The organism is Clostridioides sp. LIBA-6622 (assembly GCF_056716095.1).
The window spans coordinates 2,040,509-2,062,936 of sequence record NZ_CP196998.1; the positions used below are offsets into that span (position 1 = coordinate 2,040,509).

The 22,428-nt window shown below is 27.1% G+C and carries 26 protein-coding genes; 18 read left to right on the plus strand and 8 right to left on the minus strand.

Features of this window, described 5'->3' with window-relative positions:
* The gene (locus ACTG47_RS09845; protein WP_479927029.1) at positions 1–855 is read right to left on the minus strand and encodes an AraC family transcriptional regulator; all 855 of its coding nucleotides are present in this window, start codon (positions 853–855) and stop codon (positions 1–3) included.
* 382 nt (positions 856–1,237) lie between these two features.
* Between ACTG47_RS09845 and ACTG47_RS09850 the strand changes: the two genes are divergently transcribed.
* The 7 genes from ACTG47_RS09850 to ACTG47_RS09880 all read left to right on the plus strand — a co-directional run bounded on the left by ACTG47_RS09850 (position 1,238) and on the right by ACTG47_RS09880 (position 6,889).
* The gene (locus ACTG47_RS09850; RefSeq protein WP_479927030.1) at positions 1,238–1,519 is read left to right on the plus strand and encodes a hypothetical protein; all 282 of its coding nucleotides are present in this window, start codon (positions 1,238–1,240) and stop codon (positions 1,517–1,519) included.
* Positions 1,520–1,677: 158 nt separating this feature from the next.
* Entirely contained in the window at positions 1,678–2,526 is an 849-nt protein-coding gene (locus tag ACTG47_RS09855) for a sialate O-acetylesterase (RefSeq protein ID WP_479927031.1), read from the plus strand.
* A 49-nt stretch (positions 2,527–2,575) separates the two neighbouring features.
* A complete protein-coding gene (locus ACTG47_RS09860) occupies positions 2,576–3,097 on the plus strand; it encodes a helix-turn-helix transcriptional regulator (protein ID WP_479927032.1) in 522 nt (173 codons plus the stop codon).
* Positions 3,098–3,450: 353 nt separating this feature from the next.
* Complete coding sequence (locus ACTG47_RS09865; RefSeq protein WP_479927033.1) at positions 3,451–3,966, plus strand: RNA polymerase sigma factor; 516 nt, start codon at positions 3,451–3,453, stop codon at positions 3,964–3,966.
* On the plus strand, positions 3,963–4,724 hold the full coding sequence (locus tag ACTG47_RS09870; RefSeq protein ID WP_169466860.1) for a hypothetical protein: 762 nt from the start codon (positions 3,963–3,965) through the stop codon (positions 4,722–4,724). Before ACTG47_RS09865 ends, ACTG47_RS09870 begins: the two co-directional genes overlap by 4 nt.
* 38 nt (positions 4,725–4,762) lie before the next feature.
* On the plus strand, positions 4,763–5,629 hold the full coding sequence (locus ACTG47_RS09875; RefSeq protein WP_479927034.1) for an ABC transporter ATP-binding protein: 867 nt from the start codon (positions 4,763–4,765) through the stop codon (positions 5,627–5,629).
* 18 nt (positions 5,630–5,647) lie between these two features.
* Positions 5,648–6,889 (plus strand): ABC transporter permease, encoded by a 1,242-nt coding sequence (locus ACTG47_RS09880; RefSeq protein WP_479927035.1) that lies wholly within the window; start codon positions 5,648–5,650, stop codon positions 6,887–6,889.
* A gap of 129 nt (positions 6,890–7,018) precedes the next feature.
* On the opposite strand, the gene ACTG47_RS09885 is transcribed toward ACTG47_RS09880, so the two are convergent.
* Positions 7,019–7,597, minus strand: a complete 579-nt coding sequence (locus ACTG47_RS09885; RefSeq protein ID WP_479927036.1) for an ABC transporter substrate-binding protein — start codon at positions 7,595–7,597, stop codon at positions 7,019–7,021.
* A 373-nt stretch (positions 7,598–7,970) separates the two neighbouring features.
* Here ACTG47_RS09885 and ACTG47_RS09890 point away from each other — a divergent pair, with 373 nt between their 5' ends.
* On the plus strand, positions 7,971–8,705 hold the full coding sequence (locus tag ACTG47_RS09890; RefSeq protein ID WP_479927037.1) for a class I SAM-dependent methyltransferase: 735 nt from the start codon (positions 7,971–7,973) through the stop codon (positions 8,703–8,705).
* A gap of 118 nt (positions 8,706–8,823) precedes the next feature.
* Here the strand turns inward: ACTG47_RS09890 and ACTG47_RS09895 are convergent, their stop codons facing one another.
* The gene (locus ACTG47_RS09895; RefSeq protein ID WP_169466880.1) at positions 8,824–9,315 is read right to left on the minus strand and encodes a prolyl-tRNA synthetase associated domain-containing protein; all 492 of its coding nucleotides are present in this window, start codon (positions 9,313–9,315) and stop codon (positions 8,824–8,826) included.
* A gap of 349 nt (positions 9,316–9,664) precedes the next feature.
* Here ACTG47_RS09895 and ACTG47_RS09900 point away from each other — a divergent pair, with 349 nt between their 5' ends.
* The 3 genes from ACTG47_RS09900 to ACTG47_RS09910 all read left to right on the plus strand — a co-directional run bounded on the left by ACTG47_RS09900 (position 9,665) and on the right by ACTG47_RS09910 (position 11,129).
* The gene (locus ACTG47_RS09900) at positions 9,665–10,048 is read left to right on the plus strand and encodes a PBECR3 domain-containing polyvalent protein (protein WP_169466881.1); all 384 of its coding nucleotides are present in this window, start codon (positions 9,665–9,667) and stop codon (positions 10,046–10,048) included.
* Between the two features lie 344 nt (positions 10,049–10,392).
* Complete coding sequence (locus ACTG47_RS09905; protein ID WP_479927038.1) at positions 10,393–10,776, plus strand: YtxH domain-containing protein; 384 nt, start codon at positions 10,393–10,395, stop codon at positions 10,774–10,776.
* A gap of 2 nt (positions 10,777–10,778) precedes the next feature.
* Positions 10,779–11,129 carry a hypothetical protein gene (locus ACTG47_RS09910; RefSeq protein WP_479927039.1) on the plus strand — a complete coding sequence of 117 codons (351 nt, stop codon included), beginning with the start codon at positions 10,779–10,781 and terminating at the stop codon, positions 11,127–11,129.
* Between the two features lie 144 nt (positions 11,130–11,273).
* On the opposite strand, the gene ACTG47_RS09915 is transcribed toward ACTG47_RS09910, so the two are convergent.
* The 5 genes from ACTG47_RS09915 to ACTG47_RS09935 all read right to left on the minus strand — a co-directional run bounded on the left by ACTG47_RS09915 (position 11,274) and on the right by ACTG47_RS09935 (position 15,880).
* The gene (locus ACTG47_RS09915; RefSeq protein ID WP_479927040.1) at positions 11,274–12,056 is read right to left on the minus strand and encodes an N-acetylmuramoyl-L-alanine amidase; all 783 of its coding nucleotides are present in this window, start codon (positions 12,054–12,056) and stop codon (positions 11,274–11,276) included.
* Positions 12,057–12,190: 134 nt separating this feature from the next.
* Positions 12,191–12,634 carry a deoxycytidylate deaminase gene (locus tag ACTG47_RS09920; RefSeq protein ID WP_479927041.1) on the minus strand — a complete coding sequence of 148 codons (444 nt, stop codon included), beginning with the start codon at positions 12,632–12,634 and terminating at the stop codon, positions 12,191–12,193.
* A 152-nt stretch (positions 12,635–12,786) separates the two neighbouring features.
* Positions 12,787–12,921 carry a hypothetical protein gene (locus tag ACTG47_RS09925; RefSeq protein ID WP_021384696.1) on the minus strand — a complete coding sequence of 45 codons (135 nt, stop codon included), beginning with the start codon at positions 12,919–12,921 and terminating at the stop codon, positions 12,787–12,789.
* Between the two features lie 365 nt (positions 12,922–13,286).
* Positions 13,287–14,087, minus strand: coding sequence for an ABC transporter permease (locus ACTG47_RS09930; RefSeq protein WP_479927042.1), 801 nt, complete (start codon positions 14,085–14,087; stop codon positions 13,287–13,289).
* Positions 14,088–14,281: 194 nt separating this feature from the next.
* A complete protein-coding gene (locus tag ACTG47_RS09935; protein WP_479927043.1) occupies positions 14,282–15,880 on the minus strand; it encodes a recombinase family protein in 1,599 nt (532 codons plus the stop codon).
* A 304-nt stretch (positions 15,881–16,184) separates the two neighbouring features.
* On the opposite strand from ACTG47_RS09935, the gene ACTG47_RS09940 reads away from it, so the two are divergent.
* The 7 genes from ACTG47_RS09940 to eutA all read left to right on the plus strand — a co-directional run bounded on the left by ACTG47_RS09940 (position 16,185) and on the right by eutA (position 22,423).
* Entirely contained in the window at positions 16,185–16,367 is a 183-nt protein-coding gene (locus ACTG47_RS09940; RefSeq protein WP_479927044.1) for a hypothetical protein, read from the plus strand.
* A 152-nt stretch (positions 16,368–16,519) separates the two neighbouring features.
* Positions 16,520–17,650, plus strand: a complete 1,131-nt coding sequence (locus ACTG47_RS09945) for a 1-propanol dehydrogenase PduQ (protein WP_479927045.1) — start codon at positions 16,520–16,522, stop codon at positions 17,648–17,650.
* Between the two features lie 240 nt (positions 17,651–17,890).
* Positions 17,891–18,241, plus strand: coding sequence for a BMC domain-containing protein (locus ACTG47_RS09950; protein ID WP_169466896.1), 351 nt, complete (start codon positions 17,891–17,893; stop codon positions 18,239–18,241).
* A 7-nt stretch (positions 18,242–18,248) separates the two neighbouring features.
* Positions 18,249–18,698, plus strand: coding sequence for a EutP/PduV family microcompartment system protein (locus ACTG47_RS09955; protein WP_074178165.1), 450 nt, complete (start codon positions 18,249–18,251; stop codon positions 18,696–18,698).
* 130 nt (positions 18,699–18,828) lie between these two features.
* Complete coding sequence (locus ACTG47_RS09960) at positions 18,829–19,404, plus strand: ANTAR domain-containing response regulator (RefSeq protein WP_021384697.1); 576 nt, start codon at positions 18,829–18,831, stop codon at positions 19,402–19,404.
* On the plus strand, positions 19,397–20,806 hold the full coding sequence (locus ACTG47_RS09965; protein WP_479927046.1) for a histidine kinase N-terminal domain-containing protein: 1,410 nt from the start codon (positions 19,397–19,399) through the stop codon (positions 20,804–20,806). The genes ACTG47_RS09960 and ACTG47_RS09965 overlap by 8 nt, the downstream gene beginning before the upstream one ends.
* A 183-nt stretch (positions 20,807–20,989) precedes the next feature.
* Positions 20,990–22,423, plus strand: coding sequence for an ethanolamine ammonia-lyase reactivating factor EutA (gene eutA / locus ACTG47_RS09970; protein ID WP_479927047.1), 1,434 nt, complete (start codon positions 20,990–20,992; stop codon positions 22,421–22,423).
* Positions 22,424–22,428: the final 5 nt, after the last annotated feature.

Sequence of the window (22,428 nt, forward strand, 5' to 3'; positions counted from 1 at the left end):
TTATTTTTTTACAACAGGTATCCATACTTCAAACTTAGCATTTTGTGGGTCTGGATTTAAGTAAAGCTCAATATCTGGACCATTATCATATTCATACCCAGAAGTAGGTAGCCATTCTGTTACAATACGCTTTTCTAATTCTTGAATTGCCTGTGGGCATTGTCCTTCTCCAGAGAATATAGCCCAAGTAAAAGCTGGAATAGTGTATTCGTCTAATGTATCATCTATAGATTTTGTACTTGAAACTGATATAAAATACTTCCATTCTTCTAAATCATTACAAATACTTATACCTAATACACCTTGAGGTTGACTATCCATCATAGGTATTAACTTTTGAAGAGTTCCATCTAAAGCAACTTTTTGCCACATTTGAGGAACAATTTCAAAATTCTTTTCTAATTCAGTGTGAAGTGGTTGAGATACACCAACTATACGAAATGCTTCTTTTTTTTCAATTCTATAATTCATTTCTTCGGCTCCTTTTATACTAATTTTGAAGCTGATTGGTGGAAAGGCCTTTAAAGTTGTTATTTCTCCTTTTTTTATAACTGATGGAGCAACACCATGAATGCTTTTAAATGCACGATTAAATGCTGTTGGAGAAGAATAGCCATATTTTAAAGCCACATCAATTATTTTTTTATCATCATTCTGCAATTCTACAGCCGCCAAAGACATCCGTCTACGACGAATATATTCAGAAAGTGGTACATCTGCCATATAAGCAAACATTCTTTGAAAATGATATGTAGAGCAACAAGCTATTTTTGCCACTTGTTCATATTCAATTTCTTTTGCTATGTTTTCTTCAATATAGTTAATTGCTTTGTTTAATCTTTCAATCCATTCCATAAAATCAGCTCCTTGTAATTTATATAATATCTATTTTAAAATAGTTAATCCTCTCTTTCTATGCACTAATTAACTAGCCTGATAGAGAATGAGCATGAGAAAGTTTGTAATTAACTACAAAAATGACTAAATAGTATTGTTTTTCACATTAAAGTATATCATAATTTAACAATTAATTTTATATAAGATAACAGTTTTAAAATATTATGAAATTTTTATAATATTTTAGATTAAACATTTAATCATATGTAATATTTTATTCATAGTTAACTATTTTGAAGTTTACCCTTAACCAAATAAAGCTTAGGCAGTCAATTATAAATATTGATTGAGAATAGGACAATTTTTAAGATACATAAAATATAAAAAGGAGGGGATTTAAATGCCAAAGATAGAAAAAGACTTGGATGGTACAACTGCTATAACATATCTAAATGATGATGTAGATGTTCCAACAGACGAGAATGGTTATAAAATATCCATGACAGTACTACACGGAAAGACAATATGCCATGTAGTATCTCCTGAAACAATATTAGGAAGAAAATTCACATTAGAGGAAAAGCAAGAAAAAGATACAATAATATATGAAGCAATAGAAAAAATAATGGTAGATAGACAATTACAAATAAAAAATTCAAACAAAGAAGCTGCTAGTCATTAGCACTTCTTTGATAAATTAAGTAGGACAAGTCTTTTTTATAATATATTCTATAATGCTATTGACTTATAGTCTAATTAAACTATAATATAAACATAAATAGTCTAATTAGACTATCGGAAAAAATAAGTATAATAAGAGTTTAAGAAAGGATAATAATAATGATTAAATCATTTTTAATGTTAGGTCAGTCCAATATGGCTGGAAGAGGATTCATAAGTGAAGTGCCTCCAATTTATAATGAGAGAATACTGATGTTACGTAATGGAAGATGGCAAATGATGACAGAGCCTATTAATTATGACCGTCCAGTTTCTGGGATAAGTCTTGCTGCATCATTTGCAGAGGCATGGTGTTGTGAAAACAAGGAGGATAGAATTGGTCTAATTCCTTGTGCTGAGGGGGGCAGTTCTTTAGATGAATGGAATGTAGATGGTATACTTTTCAAACATGCTATAAGTGAAGCTAAATTTGCTATGAAAAGCAGTGAATTGACAGGGATTTTGTGGCATCAAGGAGAAAATGACAGTAATAATAGTAACTATAAATTTTATTATAAAAAATTACTTTCTATTATTGATGCTCTTAGAAAAGAATTAAATATTCCAGATATACCTATTATCATTGGTGGCTTGGGAGATTTCTTAGGCAAAGTAGGCTTTGGAAAAAGTTGTACTGAGTATGCATTTATCAATCAAGAGTTACAAAAATTTGCCTTTGAACAAGATAATTGTTACTTTGTTACAGCCACAGGTCTTACATCTAATCCTGATGGTATTCATATTGATGCCATATCTCAAAGAAAATTTGGATTACGTTATTTTGAAGCTTTTTATAATAAAAAGCACGTTATGGAAGAATTAGCTAATGAAAATGAATTGATAATATCTAGTGATTCCAAAATATATACAAAACCAGAAAAAATATATATAAATAGTATGGATTTGGCACTAGGAAAGATATCATATGATGAATTTGAATCTCAACTTATCAAACTTAATGATAATTAGATAATATTCATTAATAGATTAGAAAATATAACTTGAAAGAGGCGATTTTTTGATACCATTATTAATTTTGGGGTTATTAAAACAAACCCCAAATTCTTATGGATATGAGTTATTAGCATCAATGGAAAAGAAGCATTATAAGTATATAGTAAATTTCACTAAAGGTTCTTTTTATTATAATTTACAGCAACTTGAAGAAAAAAAGTTTATTGAAAAAGTTGAAAATAAACAATCTAATAAGAATAGAGAAACTCACAACTACATAATTACTGAACTAGGATGCCAAGAATTTGAAAAACTAATGCATAAGTACGGTTCTAAAACAGAGTATATAAATCTATCATTTTATGCAGCGCTTTTATTTGCCAATGATTATAAAAATGAAAAGTTGATAGAATTATTGGAAATGCAAATTAAGCAAACTCAAGTAAGAATTTCTCTATTAAATGAATCTATAGAAAATGATAAAACAAATTCTCTTTATTTTAAAATGATGTTAGAGAATTCTCTTTCTCATCACTTAGTGAATATAGAGTGGTTTGAGAAATTATTAAATAATATTAAAGATTGATGTTAGTAATAAAAATCTACATATTGTACTTTATATAAATGTAGGATATACATTAAAATAAGGCAGATAAATTCTATTGGAATGTCTGTCTTTTTGTTATATAAAATCTTAAAAGTCATTTATACTATGTAAATAAAATTTGCAAATGTAAAACTATTCATTGTTGAATTATAAATATTTAGGGTTAAAAGTATGGTATTTGATATAATGGAATTGTTTGTGTGTATGGACTAATAAATAGAGATAATTATAAGATAATTGCATTTATGAATAACCATAAAAATAATAAATTATTTTTTATACTGACTTTTTTATAGTCTAAATCGTTATATATAATGACGGAGGTGGTAATAGTGAATGATGCTCGGATTATATCAAAAATAAAAGCAGGGGAAAAAGAATTATTTGATACTCTAATCAAAAAATACTATGATAGCATCTATTGTTATTGTTATCGCCATGTAGACAATCAAATGACTGCACAAGATTTAACTCAAGATGTATTTATAACAGTTATAAAAAACATAAGTGATTATAAACATTATGGTAAGTTTGAAAACTATTTATATGTTATTGCTAAAAACAAGTGTAAGGACTTATGGAAGAAAAAGCAACCAATATATTTAGAGTCATTAGATAAAGAGATTTCAAAGCAAGAATTAGTAGATGTTGAAAACAAAATATTTGTAAAAGAAGCTTTGATTAAACTACCAGAAACAGAATTTGAAGTGATAATTTTAAGGTATTATCATGATTTAAAGTTTAAGGATATTGCTAAGATTATGGATTCAAGCGTCTCTGTCACAAAGTATAGAATGAATAGAGCATTAAAAAAACTAAAATTATATCTGGAAGGAGGTAAATTATGAAAAATAAAAAACTTAAAGAAAGTTTATATGAGTATAAAGTTCCAAAATACAATGTTTCAGCACTTGAAAAAACAGTTAAAGCTATACATGAATTAACATTTAATCATGCAGATAAGAGAATGAATAGTATAGAATTTTTTATCTCTCAAATTGGCTTTATACGAAAAAGAACTTGGATTATACAATTTTTAGTACTGTGCATAATATGCTTATTTTTATTTAATACATCAAGAGATAGTAATTCACTTTACAATACTTTATCCTTGATTTCTGCTACATTTCCACTTTTTATCTTAACTAATATAGAAGAGTTAGCAAAAGTGTATAATAGTAGTGTTTTAGAAATAGAATTTTCAACAAAAAATACACTACACAAAATTATTGCTACTAGAATGCTAGTATTTGGGATAAGTGATTTGTTGTTTATGCTTATTATTTTGATATCTGCCAAACAAACTATTAATTTAAATGTACTGTACATAATAATTTATATACTAGTGCCATTTAACTTAATGTGTATAGGATGTATGGAAATTATAAATAAAAACAAAGGTAAAAATACGAATTATTATTGTATGATATATGGCGTATCTCTTGTATTATTGATATTTACACTAGGTACTTTTAGAAAAAGTATATATCAATTTGAATCAATAAACCAATGGCTAATTGTTTTTATGGTCACATCAGCAATATTAGTATATGAAATAAGAAAAACATGGAGACATATTCGTTCGTTTGAAAATATTATTGTCTAAATAAAAAATAAGAATATACAATATCAGGAGGGATAAGTATGGAGCTAAGTGTAGAAGGCTTAACAAAACAGTATAATAACAAAATTATAGTAGATAAAATAGAATTTAGATTAAATGAAGGTATATATGGATTTTTAGGAGAAAATGGAGCAGGAAAGACTACTCTTATGAGAATGATTTGTGGGATATTAAGCCCATCATCTGGAGAAGTAAAGATAGATGGTAAAAATAACTTGGATATGGGAGAAGATTTTAGAGATATGATTGGGTATCTTCCTCAAGACTTTGGATATTATCCAGATTTTACTGCAAAAGAATTTATGTTATATATAGCTTCATTAAAGGGATTGATACCTAGTCATGCAAAGAAAAAAACACAAGAATTATTGGAAATGGTCGGTTTATCAGATGTAATTAATAAAAAAATAAAAACATTCTCTGGGGGTATGAAACAAAGGCTAGGATTTGCTCAAACACTACTTAACGACCCTAAAATTTTAATATTAGATGAACCAACAGCAGGATTAGACCCTAAAGAACGAGTTAGATTTCGTAATTTAATTTCAGAATTCTCTAAAAAGAAAATAGTTATTTTATCTACTCATATTGTATCTGATGTAGAGTATATTGCAGATAAGATTTTAATAATGAAAAAAGGAAGTTTTATTTTAACTGGTTCAGTTGAAGATGTAACTTCAAAAATAAAAGATAAAGTGTGGAAATGTGTAATTAATGAAAATGAATTAGAGTATCTGTCTGATAGATATTGTTTAGCAAATATTCATCATTCTGGAGGAGTCGTAAATCTTAGAATTGTAAGTGACATAAAACCACATGATAATGCATGTAATTTAAAACCAACATTAGAAGATTTGTATTTATACTGTATTAACGAGGGACTATAAATATATAAGGAGATAAATATGTCTATATTAATTAAATTTGAATTAAAAAAAATAATAAAAAGAAAGTCTACAATAGCAGTTATTTTAGGCAGTTTAGCCCTAAGTATGATTCTTTTTTCTTTAATGCCCCTTAAAGAAAGAGCTTATGATGAGAATGGAAAGGAGTATAGAGTTCTACAGGCTATTGAACTAAAAAAGCAACAATCTAAATTAAATGAGGGGTACATAACAGATAAAAAAGTAGAAACTTCAGTTAAAGAATATCAAAAAATGTTTAATAATCCAAGAAATATTATAAAAGATGAGAATGGATTTTCAGATTTTAAACCAGATATTTACTGGAAATTCTTTTATCCTAATAAGAGTTTTTATAATTTTATAGCAGAATCATATAGTAAGCCCAATGATTTGGATTCCTCTATAATTAAAACAATGTCACTAAAAAATGGTATTGATTTTTATAAATCTAGAAATAAAAAAATAAATACAATCTTAAATATGGAATATAAAGATGGTAATTATACACAAAAAGAAAAGGAATTTTGGTTATCTAAGAATAAGGAAATAAGTGAACCCTATTTAAATGGATATTATAAAGGTTGGGATGATTTTATATTGGCGAGAGATTTGTTGATTTTTACTATATTAGCTATTTGTATAAGTATAGCTTCTGTATTTTCAGGAGAATACCAATCAGGTACTGACTCAGTGATATTGTCTTCTAAATATGGAAAAAGCAAAGTTATAACTGCTAAAATAATAAGTTCATTTTTATTTGGTACAATTATTTTTATAATAAATACAATTATATGTATTGGAATACTCATTTTGTCTTTTGGAATGGATGGCTGGAATTTGCCACTACAACTTACAGATAGCTCAGTTCCATATCCATATACACTTTTACAAGCAACTTTACTAAGCATATTAATTATTTATATGATATTACTAGCATTAATTAGTTTTACACTTTTATTATCCTCTTGCATGAAATCACCTTTTCCAGTTTTAATTACGAATATAATAATACTTCTTGTACCAATGTTTTTACAATATAGTGAAACCAATAAACTTTATAATCTGATTTTACGAATTTTGCCATCGAATGCTATTTCATTTTCATTTGCTAATTATATAGATTACAAAATTGGTAATTTAATAATAGATTTACCAACTATGATTATTTTTACATGTTTAGTATTTACAATTCTTTTCTTACCTTTTATTAAAAATAATTTTAAAAAACACCAAGTTAATTAAATTATGGAATGTAAAAAGCTCAAGGATACAGAAATTAACTGTAATTTATTTCTATACCCTCGAGCTTTGAAGTTTTGTATTTAAGATAAGCAATTATAAAATATGTAGTTTAGAGATTATAAATTTATGTTATAAACATACTGATATTTGTACATCAGTTCTTACATTAACATTACCTGCTTTTATATTTTCTCCTATAGTAAGCCCTTTGTCTTTTAGAACATATTCAAAAGTCATAAGTGGAACTCCACCTTTTCTACCACCTAATATTTCTTTTCCTTTTAAATCATCATAAGAGAAATTAGACATTTTTTTTCTAGCTACTAGAAAACTTCCATCTCTTTTAGTCAATTGAGCAAAGTTTACTGCATAATCATTTTTGTTTTGATTATATACATATATAGACGCTTCAGGACCCATTAGCCCTACATTTGCTTCACCTGAAATCAAAGCCGCCATAGTTTTATCTGCACCTTGAGCATTTATAAGGTCGATTTTTATACCTTCATCTTCAAAAAAACCTTTTGTAATAGCAGCATATTGAGGAGCATAAAAAACAGAATGAGTAACTTCGGCTATAGTTACTTTATCTAGATTTTTAGATGAAGAAGAGTCATCTTTTTTATCATTAGAATTAAAATCACATCCAGTTAGACATAGTGTGCCTATAACAATAGAACTTGCAATTGCAACTATTTTTTTAAACATAATAAATCCCTCCCATAAGACATCCGAATAATATATAGTATTAAATATTTATTGTAGTTGTTACAAAAATGTATATATACTTATTCAATTTCTACAAAAACTTAAAAATAAACTTGAGTTTTATGTTTTAAGCAATGTGTAATCTTAGATAAATTATATTGATTATTTATAATTTAAAGGGTAAAATTAAAATAATATTATTCTGGAGTGCTATATACAAATACTAATTTATTATATATATAAAATAGATTAATTTATATGAAAAGAATTTATATATATAAAGTCAGATTATTTTTGTATGAAATTATCTAATTTTATATATAAATTTAATTGAGTATTACTGGACAAACATAATTAAAATGGAGGAAATAATATGAAACAAAATAAATATGATAATGACGAATTTTTTGATAAATATAGTAAAATGGAACGTTCTATAAATGGGCTAGCAGGTGCTGGAGAATGGCATATTTTAAAAAAGATGTTACCCGACTTTAAAGGAAAACGAGTTTTAGATTTAGGTTGTGGATTTGGATGGCATTGTAAATATGCAGTTGAAAATGGCGCAGATTCTGCTGTGGGAATTGATATTTCAGAAAAAATGTTAAAAGAAGCTAGAAACAAAACAAAATTTGATAATATAAAGTACATATGTATGCCTATTGAAGATATCAATTATCCTAAAGATAGTTTTGATATAGTTATTAGTTCTTTGGCACTACATTATATTCAATCATTTGAAGATATATGTAAGAAAATAAGTGACTGCCTTTTAAGTGGAGGTGAGTTCGTATTTTCTGTTGAACATCCTATATTCACTGCATATGGAACTCAAGAATGGTATTGTGACAAAGATGGTAATCCTCTTCATTGGCCAGTTGATAGGTATTTTACAGAGGGAATACGTAAATCTAATTTTTTAGGAGAAGAAGTTATAAAATATCATAAAACACTAACAACTTATCTAAATACATTAAATAAAACTGATTTTGAAATATTAGAAATAATTGAACCTCAACCAGAAGAAAAACTATTAGATACAATTCCTGAAATGAAAGATGAATTGCGCAGACCTATGATGTTACTTGTAGCCGCGAGAAAAAGATAATAAAGAATAGTTGACTTAGCTTATAAAGAAAATTTTAACTGACAAGTTGAAAGGATAAGCGTATTTTTTAAAGAAGGCAAAAGTAATTATTTCTTTTGCCTTTTCTAGTACGTAATAATTATACTTCTACATAATATATTTCATTTCCATTTTGTTCTATAAGTTTTTTCATGTCTTCAAATTTTAAAAATACTGTAGCAGTATTGTCATTTGGATGTATACCTATCTTATCCATTTTTAATAAGTCCTTATCAAATACAACTTTAACAATAGCATCTGTATCATTTAATATACCAAAAGGAGTTACAGCTCCCTTAGTAAGTTTTAAGTATTTCTGAAGTCTTTCTTCTGATGCAAAGCTAAGAGGCTTACTATCAATCTGTTGACGAATATCTTTTAAATCTGCTTTTTTATCCTTACCTAATACAACTAAAAAATGTTCTTTCCCTTTAGCATCACGAAGAAACAAATTTTTTACAACAAATTCCATATGTAATGTTTTTAATTGTTCCATTTCTTCAATTGTATAAACTGGTGGATGATTTACAGCTTCGTAAGGTATATTTAATTCATCCAATTTTCTATATACTTCTTGTTGTTGAGTATCCATAATGTCCTCCTATTAGAAATTTATTTTATATATAAACAATATTATCATATAAATTCCCAAAAGAAAACGTTTTATAGTATGCAAATACTATATTATTTGCTTTTAGGCAAAGAATTTAATATACAAATAGGATTCTATAACACTAAAAAATTTTAAAAATACTTGTAAAAAGAACATTATTTGCTATTTATAAATTATATAAAAAGAGGTTATATAAAGTCACATATGAAAAAACTATATTATACTATCTTTTCTTTTTGGAATAAACTATACTTTAAATAGAGATATTTAATTTTAATAAATTTTACAGTATTAACAGTAAATTACCTTAGAAAGGAACGTGCTTTATATGTCTACAGACAAAGTTGTTGGAATCATAGATGAAGAAACGGCAGAACTTGCTGGAATTGAATATACTGGTAAAATTTATGCTTCTTCTGGTGTTATAAAACATATAAAGAAAAAACATAGGTGTCAATTAAGTAAGGATATTGTTAATGATATAATAGATACTATAAAAATGGTACTCAAATCACCTGAATATATAGGCAGTCATCCTAAAAAGCCTGGAAAAAGTGTAGAGTTTATAAAAAAAATTGATGATTATATTTTAGTGGCTACAGAACTCGATACAAACAAGGGCTATTTATATGTATCTTCACTATATGCTATAAAAGAAGCCAAATTAGAAAGTAGAATTAGTAGTGGAAGAGTAAAACAATATGATAGTTAACATAATATTATTATTTTTTCCAAACTATTGAAAAATATTGTTAAATAAGTTATAATATTAATATATACGTAGATATTTATTAGTTAGATTTGAGGTTGGAAAAGGCACCCAATACGCTACTATGGAGTAGTTAATAGAGATGCAGGATACGCCGCCCTGCCAAATCTAATTAAATTTAAAAGAGAGGATTAATTCCTCTCTTATTGTTTTTTGAACGATTAAGTAAACTTATATAAAAGTATATTTTTTTGTATTAGTTTCTAAAAATTTAGTTAGAAACTATATCATTATGGAAAAAAATGTATTATAATATTTAGAAATATTATAATAAGGGGCGATTAGATATGAGTTTATCAAAGAAAATAGAAGATAAGAGAAAAGCTAAACAAAGGGCTGAAAAACTTAAGCAAGCTAAAGTTGCTACAGCTGGAGTAGTATTAGGTGCTGTTACTGGTGCAGTGAGTGGGGTATTGTTGGCTCCTAAATCAGGTAAAGAAACAAGAGAAGACATAAAAGATGCTTCACAACAGATTGCTGAAAAAATAAACATGAAAACAGTAGATGTAAAAGATAAAATGTCTGTCAAGTTAGAAGATAGAAGAGGAAATTTTGTGGAGTCAAAGAAAAAAATAAGAAAATATATAGATACTAAAAAGAACACTGAACATTCTAATGAGGAAGATAAAATAATAGATATTGTTGAACCAGTTAGTGTTACTGAGGAATAGGAATGAACAATACAATAACAATCAATATAAGTATAATATATATATTATTAGCTATACTTGGATGTGTTGCTTTAGTTTATTTAATTATTGTACTTGCTAAATTACATAAGATTTTAAATAATGTTGGAACTGTGTTAAACGAAAATGCCCAAAATATAAATACAACTTTAAATAATCTTCCTAGTGTTGTAGAAAATTTTGGCGAAGTAGGAGAAAATATGAAAGATGTAACAGAAGCGGTTACTGAAGTTACAGCAGACTTTCTTGTTACTAAAGACAGTGTCAAATCAAATATGGATGTTATAGTTGATATATTGACTATAATCAAGAATATTTTCTTAGATAAAAAATAATACTAATTTTAATAAGAAGATTATTAAGACAGAAAATAATTTATTGATAAAATTAATATGAATAAGTAAAGATGTATCTATTTATTAACAAACTAATAATTAGATACATCTTTTTATTGGACTTTTTATAAAATAATCATTTTCTTACAACTTATCTATTTGTTTTAATGCCAATTTAACAGTTTCATATCTATCAGCACCATTTATTACGACATCGCCTTTTACAAGTCTATTAGCTTCTCCACCTATAACATAAACTTTTTTACCTAAACCTTGCTTATAGCTAGATGCTTCAACCATTAAAGCATCTTTTAATTGCCAGTATAAAATCTGAGCTGCTACTTTGTCAGCATCTCCTGTATAAACTATTACATTTTCATACACTTTATTTCCCCCCTGAGAACTTGATATAGATTTATTTAATATTCCTTCTGCTATCAATTTAGCAACTTTATCTTTATTGTTAATGTAGTAATCTGTATCTGCCTTACTATCTACAAAACATACTTCTATTAATATTGCTGGTGCATCAGTATGATTAAGCCAATAAAGACCTCTTACATCAGATTTTGCACCTCTGTTTTTGAACACTGTAGCTAATTTAGCATTTACTCTTTCTGCATGTATTTTCCCATTATTAGTTTTATATATTGTTTCAGTACCTTCTGGAGCTGAAGTTGTGACATTTGCATTAAAATGAATTTGAACAGCTAAATCAGTTTCTTGTTTGTTTGCTATTTTACACTGGTCTGACAAATGATTATTTGATTCATCAACTCTTCCTGTATAAACAGTAGCTCCTCCTATTTTAAGCCATTTGACAATCAAGTCATTCATTATTCTTGTTTCTTTACCTTCATTTATATATCCAACAGCTCCTGTACCTTTTCCAGTTAAAGTATGTCCTGGTATTACTACTATTTTCAAATTATGCATCTCCTTTTCAATTAAATCTAACCTCTATTTAATATATGCATAACTTAGAAATTTGTTTCTTTTTACATCTTATAGTTTTAATATAAGATATTTTGTAAATTTATAGATTATTTAGGTAAAGAGTATTAAAGTGATAGTTTTGTATATAAGACATTGCTTGATTTCAATAATTTTATAGCATATTCATCCATTCTATATCCATTTCTATAATATATATGTTTAATTCCAGATTGAATTATAGCTTTAGTACAATTTAAACAAGGGAAATGAGTTACATAAATGGAACAGTCTTTAACTGCAATACCTTCTTTTGCACAATAGTAGAGAGCATTTTGCTCAGCATGAATTGTCCTAATACAATGTCCATCTCTCATTTCATGACCAACTTCACTACAATGCTTATCTCCAGAGATACTACCATTATATCCAGTAGATACAATTCTATTTTCTGAATTTACAATTATAGCACCCACATAAGCTCTATCGCAAGTACCTCTTTCAGCTACTGTCTCACATAATCGCATAAAATATTCTTGCCATGAACATCTATTTTCAATTTTATTTTCCAAATTAATCCCTCCCAAATGTATGTCTAATATATAAGGTTTATACCTTAAAAATAGTATTAAAAACAGATTTATATTATAAATATATTGGAAACAAAGTAATTTAAAATAAGAAAACTGTCTCAATAAAATCGAGACAGTTTTATAATCAAGGTTTATAATACAAGTTCATATTTTTCTTTAAATTCTTTTACAGCTTCAGGCCATGCCTTTTGTTCTGTAATCCCTTTTTCTTTAGCTATTTTAATTGCAATTTTTCTTATCATTGCAGCTCCCTCTAATATTCCCATTTTTAATCTCCCTTCAAATATCTTTTTGTACAGAATATAAATAGTGCTAAGATTTATTACATGCTGCATATACAATATTTATACAACATGTAACTTCTAAATTCCTTTTATTTTCATACGTCTTTAACCGACATATAATTATATTCAGTAGTCTTTAAAATTATCACCTAAATAATTATTATTTAATCTTTTTTATTATTTACACACTAAAAACTGTAGGTAAATTTGTCTTATCTCTTCACAAATATTCCTACAGCTTTAATTATTAAAAATCAATCTTTTAAATTTAGAAAAATGATTATTTACAAGAAATCATTCCTTATTATAATCACCAAAATAATCAAATAGCTTGAATGAAAAAATATCTATCTAGAATTATATATTTTTTCTATAATATTAACTACAGCGTACATTGCCCATGCACAGATAGCCAATACAAATACACCCATCATTACTAAATCCAATTTGAATACTTGAGAGCCATATACTATTAAGTATCCTATTCCATATCTTGAAACTAAGAATTCTCCAACAATTACGCCTACCCATGCCATACCAATATTAATTTTAGTTAGATTTATTAAATTTCCTGTATTTGCAGGTAATATAAGTTTAAAAAGTATCTGGGATTTGCTAGCTCCAAAACTTTTTAACATTTTAATTTTCTCTTCATCCATATTCATAAAATAATTATAAGCTGAAAGTATAGTAACAACAACAGAAATAGTTACAGCTGTTACGACGATTCCTTCTATTCCAGCGCCTACCCAAACTATAATTATAGGAGCCAAAGCAGTCTTAGGAAGAGCATTTAAAACTACCAAAAACGGGTCCAATATTTTTGATAATTTCTCTGACCACCAAAGAGCAATAGCTACCAAGATACCTAAAACAGTCCCTATAACAAGACCAAGTACAGTTTCATATACAGATACTCCAATATGTTTAAATAATTGTCCACTAGATGCATATTGAATAAATAAATTGTAAATATCACTTGGTTTGCTAAATAGAAATGTATTTATAACATTTAAGTCAGCTAGAAGCTCCCAGACTACAATAAAACCAACTAGAATTAATAACTGGTAGAGCAATACATTTCTTTTTTCTCTTTTTACACCTTTAACATAGTTTATATATCCTTCTGATCTTTTATTAAGCCTCATGTGTATCTAGCTCCTTCCATAATATGTCGAAATACTTTTGAAAATCAGGAACTTTACGTGTTTTGAGAGGCGTCTTTGTTCCATCCATATTAAGTTCAATGTCGTAAATGTTTTTTATGGTAGCAGGTCTTTTAGATAATATTGCAACCTTATCTGATATGCTTATTGCTTCTACTATCGCTAAGAAAGTGCAACTAATTCTTTAAAGAAATAGAATCATCTATTTCAGCTCCCATATAAATAATATTAAGATTTCCCAAACTACTATCCCAAATAACATAATCAATAATAGTAGATAATAATAATCTCTTATCTTCCAAACTGGCATTATCAACTTCATCATTAAATTTTTTCAAATTACTAACAATAGTCTTTATATTAAGACAATCACTACTAATATTTATATCACTAGACTCAAGGTCATTAATCTTACTATTTAAGATACTAATCTCATTATTTAAACTTTCAACTTGAGAAATTATGTAATCAGAAGCTATACTGCCAGTATTTTTTGCAAGTTCTTTAATTAAATTGTTAATGAGTTTTTCCTTCTCTAAAACCTTATTTTTAAGTAGATTAGTCTCAGAATGTAAATTGTTAAAGGCATCATCAATCTTAATTTTATTACTATCAAATGCACTTATAATAGATGCTAAATTACAATTTTTAATTTTATCTACAACTAAACTCTCAACTAATGGTCCATTAAGATTTTTGCAGTTACAACCATCAATACCGAGTGTTTTTTTAGTACCACATACATAATAATACTTCAAATCTTTATCAGTTTTTTTACCTTTATAGGTAATTCTCATATTAGCACCACACTTACCACATTTTATAAGTCCAGATAAAAGAGCAGTTTTGCCAGTTGCTATTCTAGGTGATTTATCACGATTTTTATCTAGTTGATTTTGAGTTTCAAGCCATATCTCAGGTTCTATAACTCCATGATGTTTTGCAATTGCGGCTATAGAGTCAGACGTGTTTTTGGCATATGTTAAGATTCCACATTTTTTATTTGCAGTTCCTACAACCTCCATACCATTGTCTCTAAGATATTTTAAAATTTCATCATTAGCTTTTACATATGCTGGATTTCTAAGTATTCTAGATAAAGAACTAGGGTCAAATTTACCACCATGAGGACCTCTTATACCATTATGATAGACGTATTTATATAATTTTGATAATGACCTAAGTTCTAAGTACTTATTATATATTAGCTTTACAATCTCCATTTGTTCATCATTTACTTGGAGCTTATACATACTTCTTTCTTTTAGATTTTCATCTAAAAAAGTGATTTTTTCACTGTTAAATCCATGAGGAGTTTTTCCACCAAGCCATCTACCACTACGAGCTAATTCATACATGTTATCTTTTATACGTTCTGCAATTGTTTCTCTTTCTAATTGAGCAAATACACTTGATATAAACATCATAGCTCTTCCCATTGGAGTAGAAGTATCAAATTGCTCTTTAATAGATATAAATGATATATCTAGTTTGTTTAATTTTTCTATTAAAGTAGAAAAATCAGATACATTTCTCGAAATTCTATCTAATCTATAACAAACTAGATAATTGAATTTTTTATCTTTGGCATCTTGCATCATTTTTTTAAATTGTGGTCTATCTATATTACTACCACTAAAGCCTTCATCTTCATATATATAAAAATCTTCTATACCAATAGATTTGGCGTAATCCATACATAGTTGTATTTGATTTTCTATAGAATCACCTTTCCCAGTGAATCTTGATTTTCTTGAATAAATTGCAGCTTTCAAAATTAAAACCCCCTATAGATTAGGCTATATATTTGAAATTATTTATCATAGTATTTCAAATGAACATATTAATTAGTTAAATTTATATAATTCTTCCCTTTATAATATATGACTATTTGTTTCTTTTATTTCTTTGCTATTAAAATTTCAAATAAGTTGGAAATTTTGATATTTTTTGATATTTAGTTGTATCAGGACAAATCTATGATTTCATAGATTAATATAAGATGATCAGAATCTAAATATTTTAAAATATAAATTTTAAAACTATTAGCTATAATAAAAATGTGTAGGGGGCTTGCATATGGAAATCAAGGTTATAGAGACTTTTCCAAAAGACGAAGCTAAACTCAATGAGATAGAAGTGGCTAAGGCTAATTGGTTTGTAAATATAATGAGTAAAAAATATTCTAAAGAAATTTTAGGGGAAGCTTTTTCCATTTTAGAAAAAGAATTAAATTTAAGTAAAGCTGATACACAAGCTTAGATTATTGATTTTAACATACTATGACTTGACATTATATTAATCAAATAGTATATTTTTAAATATAACACAACGAAGTGTTAAAAGAGCAATGGAGCTCCATAGATAAAGTCTATGGAGCTTTTTTGCGTATTTAACTTAAGGAGGATGGTAATTTGAATAGTTTTGAGATTAAAACCAAAATAAAATTTGGAGAAGGTTCACTAAAAGCACTACAAGAATTAAAAAACAAAAATGTATTAATAATAACAGACCCATTTATGGTTAAATCAAAAACAATAGATAAAATAACATGTAATTTAATAAATTCAACATATCAAGTTTTTGAAGAAATAGTACCAGACCCACCAATAGAAATAGTAGTAGCAGGAATAGAAGCATTTAAATCTATAAACCCAGATGTAATAATAGCATTAGGTGGAGGGTCTGCAATAGATGCTGCAAAATCTATTATGGATTTTTCTAAAAAAATATTAAAAACTAATGAAATTGAATTTATAGCAATACCAACAACAAGTGGAACCGGTTCAGAAGTAACATCATTTGCAGTAATAGCAGATAATCAAAAGGGATGTAAATATCCATTAGTAAGTGATGATTTACTTCCAAATATGGCAATACTAGACCCAGAACTTGTAAAAACTGTACCAAATTTTATAACAGCAGATACAGGTATGGATGTATTGACACATGCTATAGAAGCTTATGTATCTACAAATTCTAATGACTTTTCAGATGCGCTAGCTGAAAAAGCTATAAAACTAGTATTTAAGTACTTAATAAATGCATATAAAGATGGAAATGATATAGAAGCTAGAGAAAAAATGCACAATGCATCTTGTTTAGCAGGTATGGCATTTAACCAAACATCACTTGGTATAAATCATTCTATAGCACATGTCTTAGGTGGCAAATTCCATATCCCACATGGAAGAGCAAATTCCATATTACTTCCACATGTAATAGAATATAATGCATCAATTGTAGGATACACTAATGTAACTTACTCAGATACAGCTATTAAGTATGCACAAATAGCAGGACTAGTAGGGTTTGGGAATGGTAATATAAGAATAGCAGTTAAAAACTTAATAAATGAAATAAAGAAATTGCAAAAAGAAATGAATATGCCGATTAAATTAACACAATGCAAATTAAATTTAGAAGATATAACCAATGAAGAAAGAGAAATAGCAAAACTTGCTATAAAAGATACTTGTACATTAACTAATCCTAAAGTGCCAACTGAAGATGATATAATAAGTATATTAAATAACATTAAATAACTACACTTTACTACATGTAAACATAATATTATACAAATAGGGAAAATGTTTTTAAAAATATAAATAATATATTGACAAATATAAAACATAAAACTATAATGAAAGTATCACAAAGACGTGATACTTTAGTAAAAAGCAATGGAGCTTCTTAGGAATATTAATACTATTCTTATGGAGCTTCTTTTATTTTAAGCAAATAACTTTTTAGTAAACTATATTTAAAGAAAGTAGGGAATAAATTTGGCTGAAGAATCTAAACAAAGAGTCATTCAAGAATATGTTCCTGGAAAACAGGTTACATTAGCACATATAATAGCTAACCCTAATGAAGATATATATAAGAAGTTAGGATTGGTACTCGATAAAAAAGATGCAATAGGAATACTTACAATAACACCAAGTGAAGCATCAATAATAGCAGCAGATGTTGCTACAAAATCTTCAAATGTATCTTTAGGTTTTATAGATAGATTTAGTGGTTCTGTAGTAATATCAGGTGATGTAAGTTCTGTAGAATCCGCATTAAATGATGTTTTAGAAGTTTTAGGAAATATGTTAAACTTCTCATCTACAAAAATAACAAGGACATAATAATATAATGAAGAATATAATATTTATGGGAAAGACAGGTAGTGGGAAAACTACTCTCTGTCAAAAACTAGACCAATTGGAATTAAAATATAAAAAAACTCAGTCAGTAGAACTTTATAATAATGCAATAGATACTCCAGGTGAATACATGGAAAATAGAAATCTATATAATGCATTAATAACAACATCAGCAGATGCAAAGATTATAGCAATAGTGTATGATGCTACACAGGAAGAAAATTATATAGCACCAGGATTTGCAAGTATGTTTTGTAAAGATGTAATAGGGATTATAACTAAAATAAATAAAGCTACTGAAGATGAAATCAACATAGCTTATGAGAGACTATTACTAGCAGGAGCAAGTCAAATATTTAAAATAGACACAGTGGATAATATAGGGCTTGAAACATTATTTAAATATCTAGAAAAATCTAAGAATATAGATGAAATTTAAGGGGAAATGTTTTTTTAACTAAAAAATATGATAAAATTATATGGATAGTTAAAGAAAATATAAATTAGTATTTTATAAAAAAATATATAAACTATTCTAAAAAGATTTAATCTTTAAGTGAGGTAGGAACATGGGGAAAAAAATACTATTGGTTGATGATGAACCACTGTTAAGGATGGATACAAAAGATATACTAGAAAGTCATGGTTATGAAATAATAGGAGAAGCAAGTGATGGATTTGAAGCTGTTGAAATGTGCAAAAAACACAAACCTGATTTAGTTATAATGGATATAGAAATGCCAATACTTGATGGGATAAAAGCAGGCAAAATAATATGTAAAGAAAATCTAGCAGGTGGAGTACTTTTATTAACTTCATTTGAAGATAAAGAATATATAGAAAAGGCTAAAAGTATAGGTGCTTATGGATACTTGGTAAAGACAGCAAGTGAAAAATCACTTATCCCAACTATAGAAATGTGTTTAAATAAGGTCAATGAATTTGAAAAAATGAAAAAAGATTTAGAAAAAGTAAATTCTAAATTAAATGAAAGAAAATTAGTAGAAAGAGCAAAAGGTATACTTATAAGAGAGTTTAAAATTTCTGAGGATGAAGCATACACTAGAATAAGAAAATTAAGTATGGATAAAAGAACTACAATGATGGAAATTGCAAAAATGATTATAATAGGATACGATGACTAATACTATAAAAAAAATAGCAACTACACAAACATACTTAAATAACAATGAAATTGAAAAAATTATAGAAGTATCAAAATCCTTAGATTTAATGGCTTCCTTTTATGAGGCTGATGTTTTTATAGATGTACTAAGTAAACTTGATGATGAAGCAATTGTTGTGGCACATAGTAGACCTAGAGAAAAATCAGTGTACAATGAAAGTGTTGTAGGTAAAAAAGCTCTAATTGAAAATGAACCAGGAGTTATAAAGTGTCTAAGAACTGGAGAAATAGCAAGAGATATAAAAGCTTTGACACAAGAATACAAGCTGGTTAAACAAAATATTCAGCCAATAACATTAGATGACGAAGTTCTAGCAGTATTAATAGTTGAAAAAGATATAAGTAGTGAAGTTAAAAGTGAATTTGAAACTAACGAGGATGAAGAAAATAAGAATTTACATCAGTTTATAAAATTGATAGGAAATAATGATTTTTTAGTTGATAATTTAAATTCTGCTATACTTATATTTGATAAAAATGGAAAACTTAAAATTAAAAATCGTATTGCAACTGAGATGTATAAAAATCTTGGATTTGAGTGTGATATACAGGATATGCATTACAATGACTTATATATAGAGACTAAAGTATTTGAAGATATATTAATAGATGAAAATTATGATGAAACAAATGAAGTTTCAATAGGTAATATGTTTTTCAAAATAAAAACTATATACATCAAAGATGATGAATTTAAGGTTTGTAAAATAGTACAAGATATAAGTGATTTAAAGCGAAAAGAAGAAGAACTAGTTTTAAAAACAGTAGCTATCAGAGAAGCTCATCATAGAGTAAAAAACAATCTTCATACAGTAATATCTATAATAAAAAAACAAAGTAGGTTATCTCAAAATGAGGAAGTTAAACAATGTTTAGATAATATAATAAACAGAGTATTTGCAATACTTTCAACGCATTATCTATTATCCAAGGAAGTAGATAATAATATATCTATACGAGAAGGTATCAACTTATTAGTATCAAATATTCAAGGTGGTTATCTGTTTAGTAAAGATATAGATATATGTATAACTGGTGAAGATTTTAAGTTTAGTGGAGAAAAAGCAACAGCCATACTTTTAGTCATAAATGAAATATTGCAAAATTGTTATGACCATGCTTTCATTGATAGAGAACGTGGTAATATACAAATACTAATAAATAAAGATAATGATTTTAGAAATATAGCTATTATAGATGATGGAGTTGGATTTGATAGTGATAATATAAATAAAAATAGTTTAGGAACATATATAATAGATAGTTATATAACTCAAATGTTAAAAGGAAGTATAAAAAGAAAGAGCAGTAAAAATGGGACAGAAGTATTGATTACTATACCTACACAAATTAATATTTAAATAATAACTCATCTACAAAGTAGTAGTTTTAATTGAGCAAAGAGGCTTAAGGTTATTAATAAATTAAGTTAGTTGAATATATTTATAAAACTTGTAAATATATATTCAATTTAACAGATATTTATTATAGCTTTAAGCCTCTTTGCTTGTTTAAGACATACTTAAACTTTAGGAGGTGAGAAAATGAGAGAAGAGTTATTAAGTGTTGGTATTGACATTGGAACAAGTACTACTCAGTTGATTTTTTCTAAGTTAATAGTAGAAAATACGGAATCAAATTTTTCGGTACCTAGGATAAGTATAGTAGACAAAGAAATTATTTATAAAAGTAAGGTTTATTTCACTCCCCTTATCTCAAACAATGAAATAAATGGACAGCAAATAAAAGAAATAGTTGAAAATGAATATAAAAAAGCAAACATATTTAAAGCAGATATACATACAGGAGCAGTAATAATAACTGGAGAAACAGCTAGAAAAGAAAATGCAAATGATGTACTTCATACTTTAAGTGGATTTGCAGGAGACTTTGTTGTTGCAACAGCAGGACCTGACCTAGAAAGTATAATATCAGGTAAAGGAGCTGGAGCTCATATTTACTCAAAAGAACATTCAACTACAATTGTAAATATAGACATAGGTGGGGGAACCAGTAACATAGCCTCATTTAAAAGAGGAGAGGTAACTGATACTGGATGCTTAGATATAGGTGGAAGACTTATAAAAGTCGATAAAATAAGTAAAGAAATAACTTATATATCTCCTAAAATAGATAAAATCATAAAAGATAATAATTTAAACCTTCAAGTAGGAACTGTAGCTACAATAGAAAATACAAAACCAATAGTTAATATAATGGTTGACTTATTAATGGAAAGTATAGGATTAAAAGCTCAGACACCTTTATTTGATTTTATAATAACTAATAAATCAATAAATATAGATGAAGATATTAAGAATGTCTCGTTTTCAGGTGGGGTAGCTGATTATATTTACTATAATGGAGAAATAAAGGATTATTTTGAATATGGTGATTTGGGAATTTTACTTGGCCAAGCAATAAAAAATTGTGAATACCTTAAAAATGTGAACATAGTCAAATCTATGGAGACAATAAGAGCTACAGTAGTTGGAGCAGGTTCTCATACTACTGAAGTAAGTGGAAGCACAATAACTTATACTAGTGAAAATTTTCCACTTAAAAACTTGCCAGTTTTAAAATTATCAATGGATGAAGAAATAGGTACTTCAAAGCAAATCAGTGAAGCTATAAAAAACAAACTTAACTGGTTTAAATTAGAAAATGATTTACAAAAAGTTGCAATAGCTATGATAGGCAAGAAAAATCCAGCCTTTTCAGATATACAAGAATATGCCAAAGGATTTGTGGATGGAATGCAACAAATCATAGAAAATGATTTACCTTTTGTAGTAATCGTTGAAAACGATATGGCAAAGGTACTAGGTCAAGCAATATATGCATTATTAAATTATGAAAAAGAAATTGTCTGTATAGACAGTGTCAAGGTTGAAAATGGAGACTATATTGACATTGGAAAACCTATAGTTGAAGGTAAAGTTTTACCTGTAGTAATAAAAACATTAGTTTTTAATTAATAGAA

What these genes read in the sequence shown, in the direction of transcription:
- ACTG47_RS09890 (WP_479927037.1), top strand. Translation starts at nt 7,971, where the DNA reads ATGAAACAAAATAAATATGATAATGACGAATTTTTTGATAAATATAGT.
- ACTG47_RS09855 (WP_479927031.1), top strand. Translation starts at nt 1,678, where the DNA reads ATGATTAAATCATTTTTAATGTTAGGTCAGTCCAATATGGCTGGAAGA.
- ACTG47_RS09930 (WP_479927042.1), bottom strand. Translation starts at nt 14,087, where the DNA reads ATGAGGCTTAATAAAAGATCAGAAGGATATATAAACTATGTTAAAGGT.
- ACTG47_RS09940 (WP_479927044.1), top strand. Translation starts at nt 16,185, where the DNA reads ATGGAAATCAAGGTTATAGAGACTTTTCCAAAAGACGAAGCTAAACTC.
- ACTG47_RS09885 (WP_479927036.1), bottom strand. Translation starts at nt 7,597, where the DNA reads ATGTTTAAAAAAATAGTTGCAATTGCAAGTTCTATTGTTATAGGCACA.
- ACTG47_RS09960 (WP_021384697.1), top strand. Translation starts at nt 18,829, where the DNA reads ATGGGGAAAAAAATACTATTGGTTGATGATGAACCACTGTTAAGGATG.
- ACTG47_RS09895 (WP_169466880.1), bottom strand. Translation starts at nt 9,315, where the DNA reads ATGGATACTCAACAACAAGAAGTATATAGAAAATTGGATGAATTAAAT.
- ACTG47_RS09875 (WP_479927034.1), top strand. Translation starts at nt 4,763, where the DNA reads ATGGAGCTAAGTGTAGAAGGCTTAACAAAACAGTATAATAACAAAATT.
- ACTG47_RS09905 (WP_479927038.1), top strand. Translation starts at nt 10,393, where the DNA reads ATGAGTTTATCAAAGAAAATAGAAGATAAGAGAAAAGCTAAACAAAGG.
- ACTG47_RS09965 (WP_479927046.1), top strand. Translation starts at nt 19,397, where the DNA reads ATGACTAATACTATAAAAAAAATAGCAACTACACAAACATACTTAAAT.
- ACTG47_RS09955 (WP_074178165.1), top strand. Translation starts at nt 18,249, where the DNA reads ATGAAGAATATAATATTTATGGGAAAGACAGGTAGTGGGAAAACTACT.
- eutA (WP_479927047.1), top strand. Translation starts at nt 20,990, where the DNA reads ATGAGAGAAGAGTTATTAAGTGTTGGTATTGACATTGGAACAAGTACT.
- ACTG47_RS09910 (WP_479927039.1), top strand. Translation starts at nt 10,779, where the DNA reads ATGAACAATACAATAACAATCAATATAAGTATAATATATATATTATTA.
- ACTG47_RS09845 (WP_479927029.1), bottom strand. Translation starts at nt 855, where the DNA reads ATGGAATGGATTGAAAGATTAAACAAAGCAATTAACTATATTGAAGAA.
- ACTG47_RS09900 (WP_169466881.1), top strand. Translation starts at nt 9,665, where the DNA reads ATGTCTACAGACAAAGTTGTTGGAATCATAGATGAAGAAACGGCAGAA.
- ACTG47_RS09880 (WP_479927035.1), top strand. Translation starts at nt 5,648, where the DNA reads ATGTCTATATTAATTAAATTTGAATTAAAAAAAATAATAAAAAGAAAG.
- ACTG47_RS09870 (WP_169466860.1), top strand. Translation starts at nt 3,963, where the DNA reads ATGAAAAATAAAAAACTTAAAGAAAGTTTATATGAGTATAAAGTTCCA.
- ACTG47_RS09925 (WP_021384696.1), bottom strand. Translation starts at nt 12,921, where the DNA reads ATGGGAATATTAGAGGGAGCTGCAATGATAAGAAAAATTGCAATTAAA.
- ACTG47_RS09850 (WP_479927030.1), top strand. Translation starts at nt 1,238, where the DNA reads ATGCCAAAGATAGAAAAAGACTTGGATGGTACAACTGCTATAACATAT.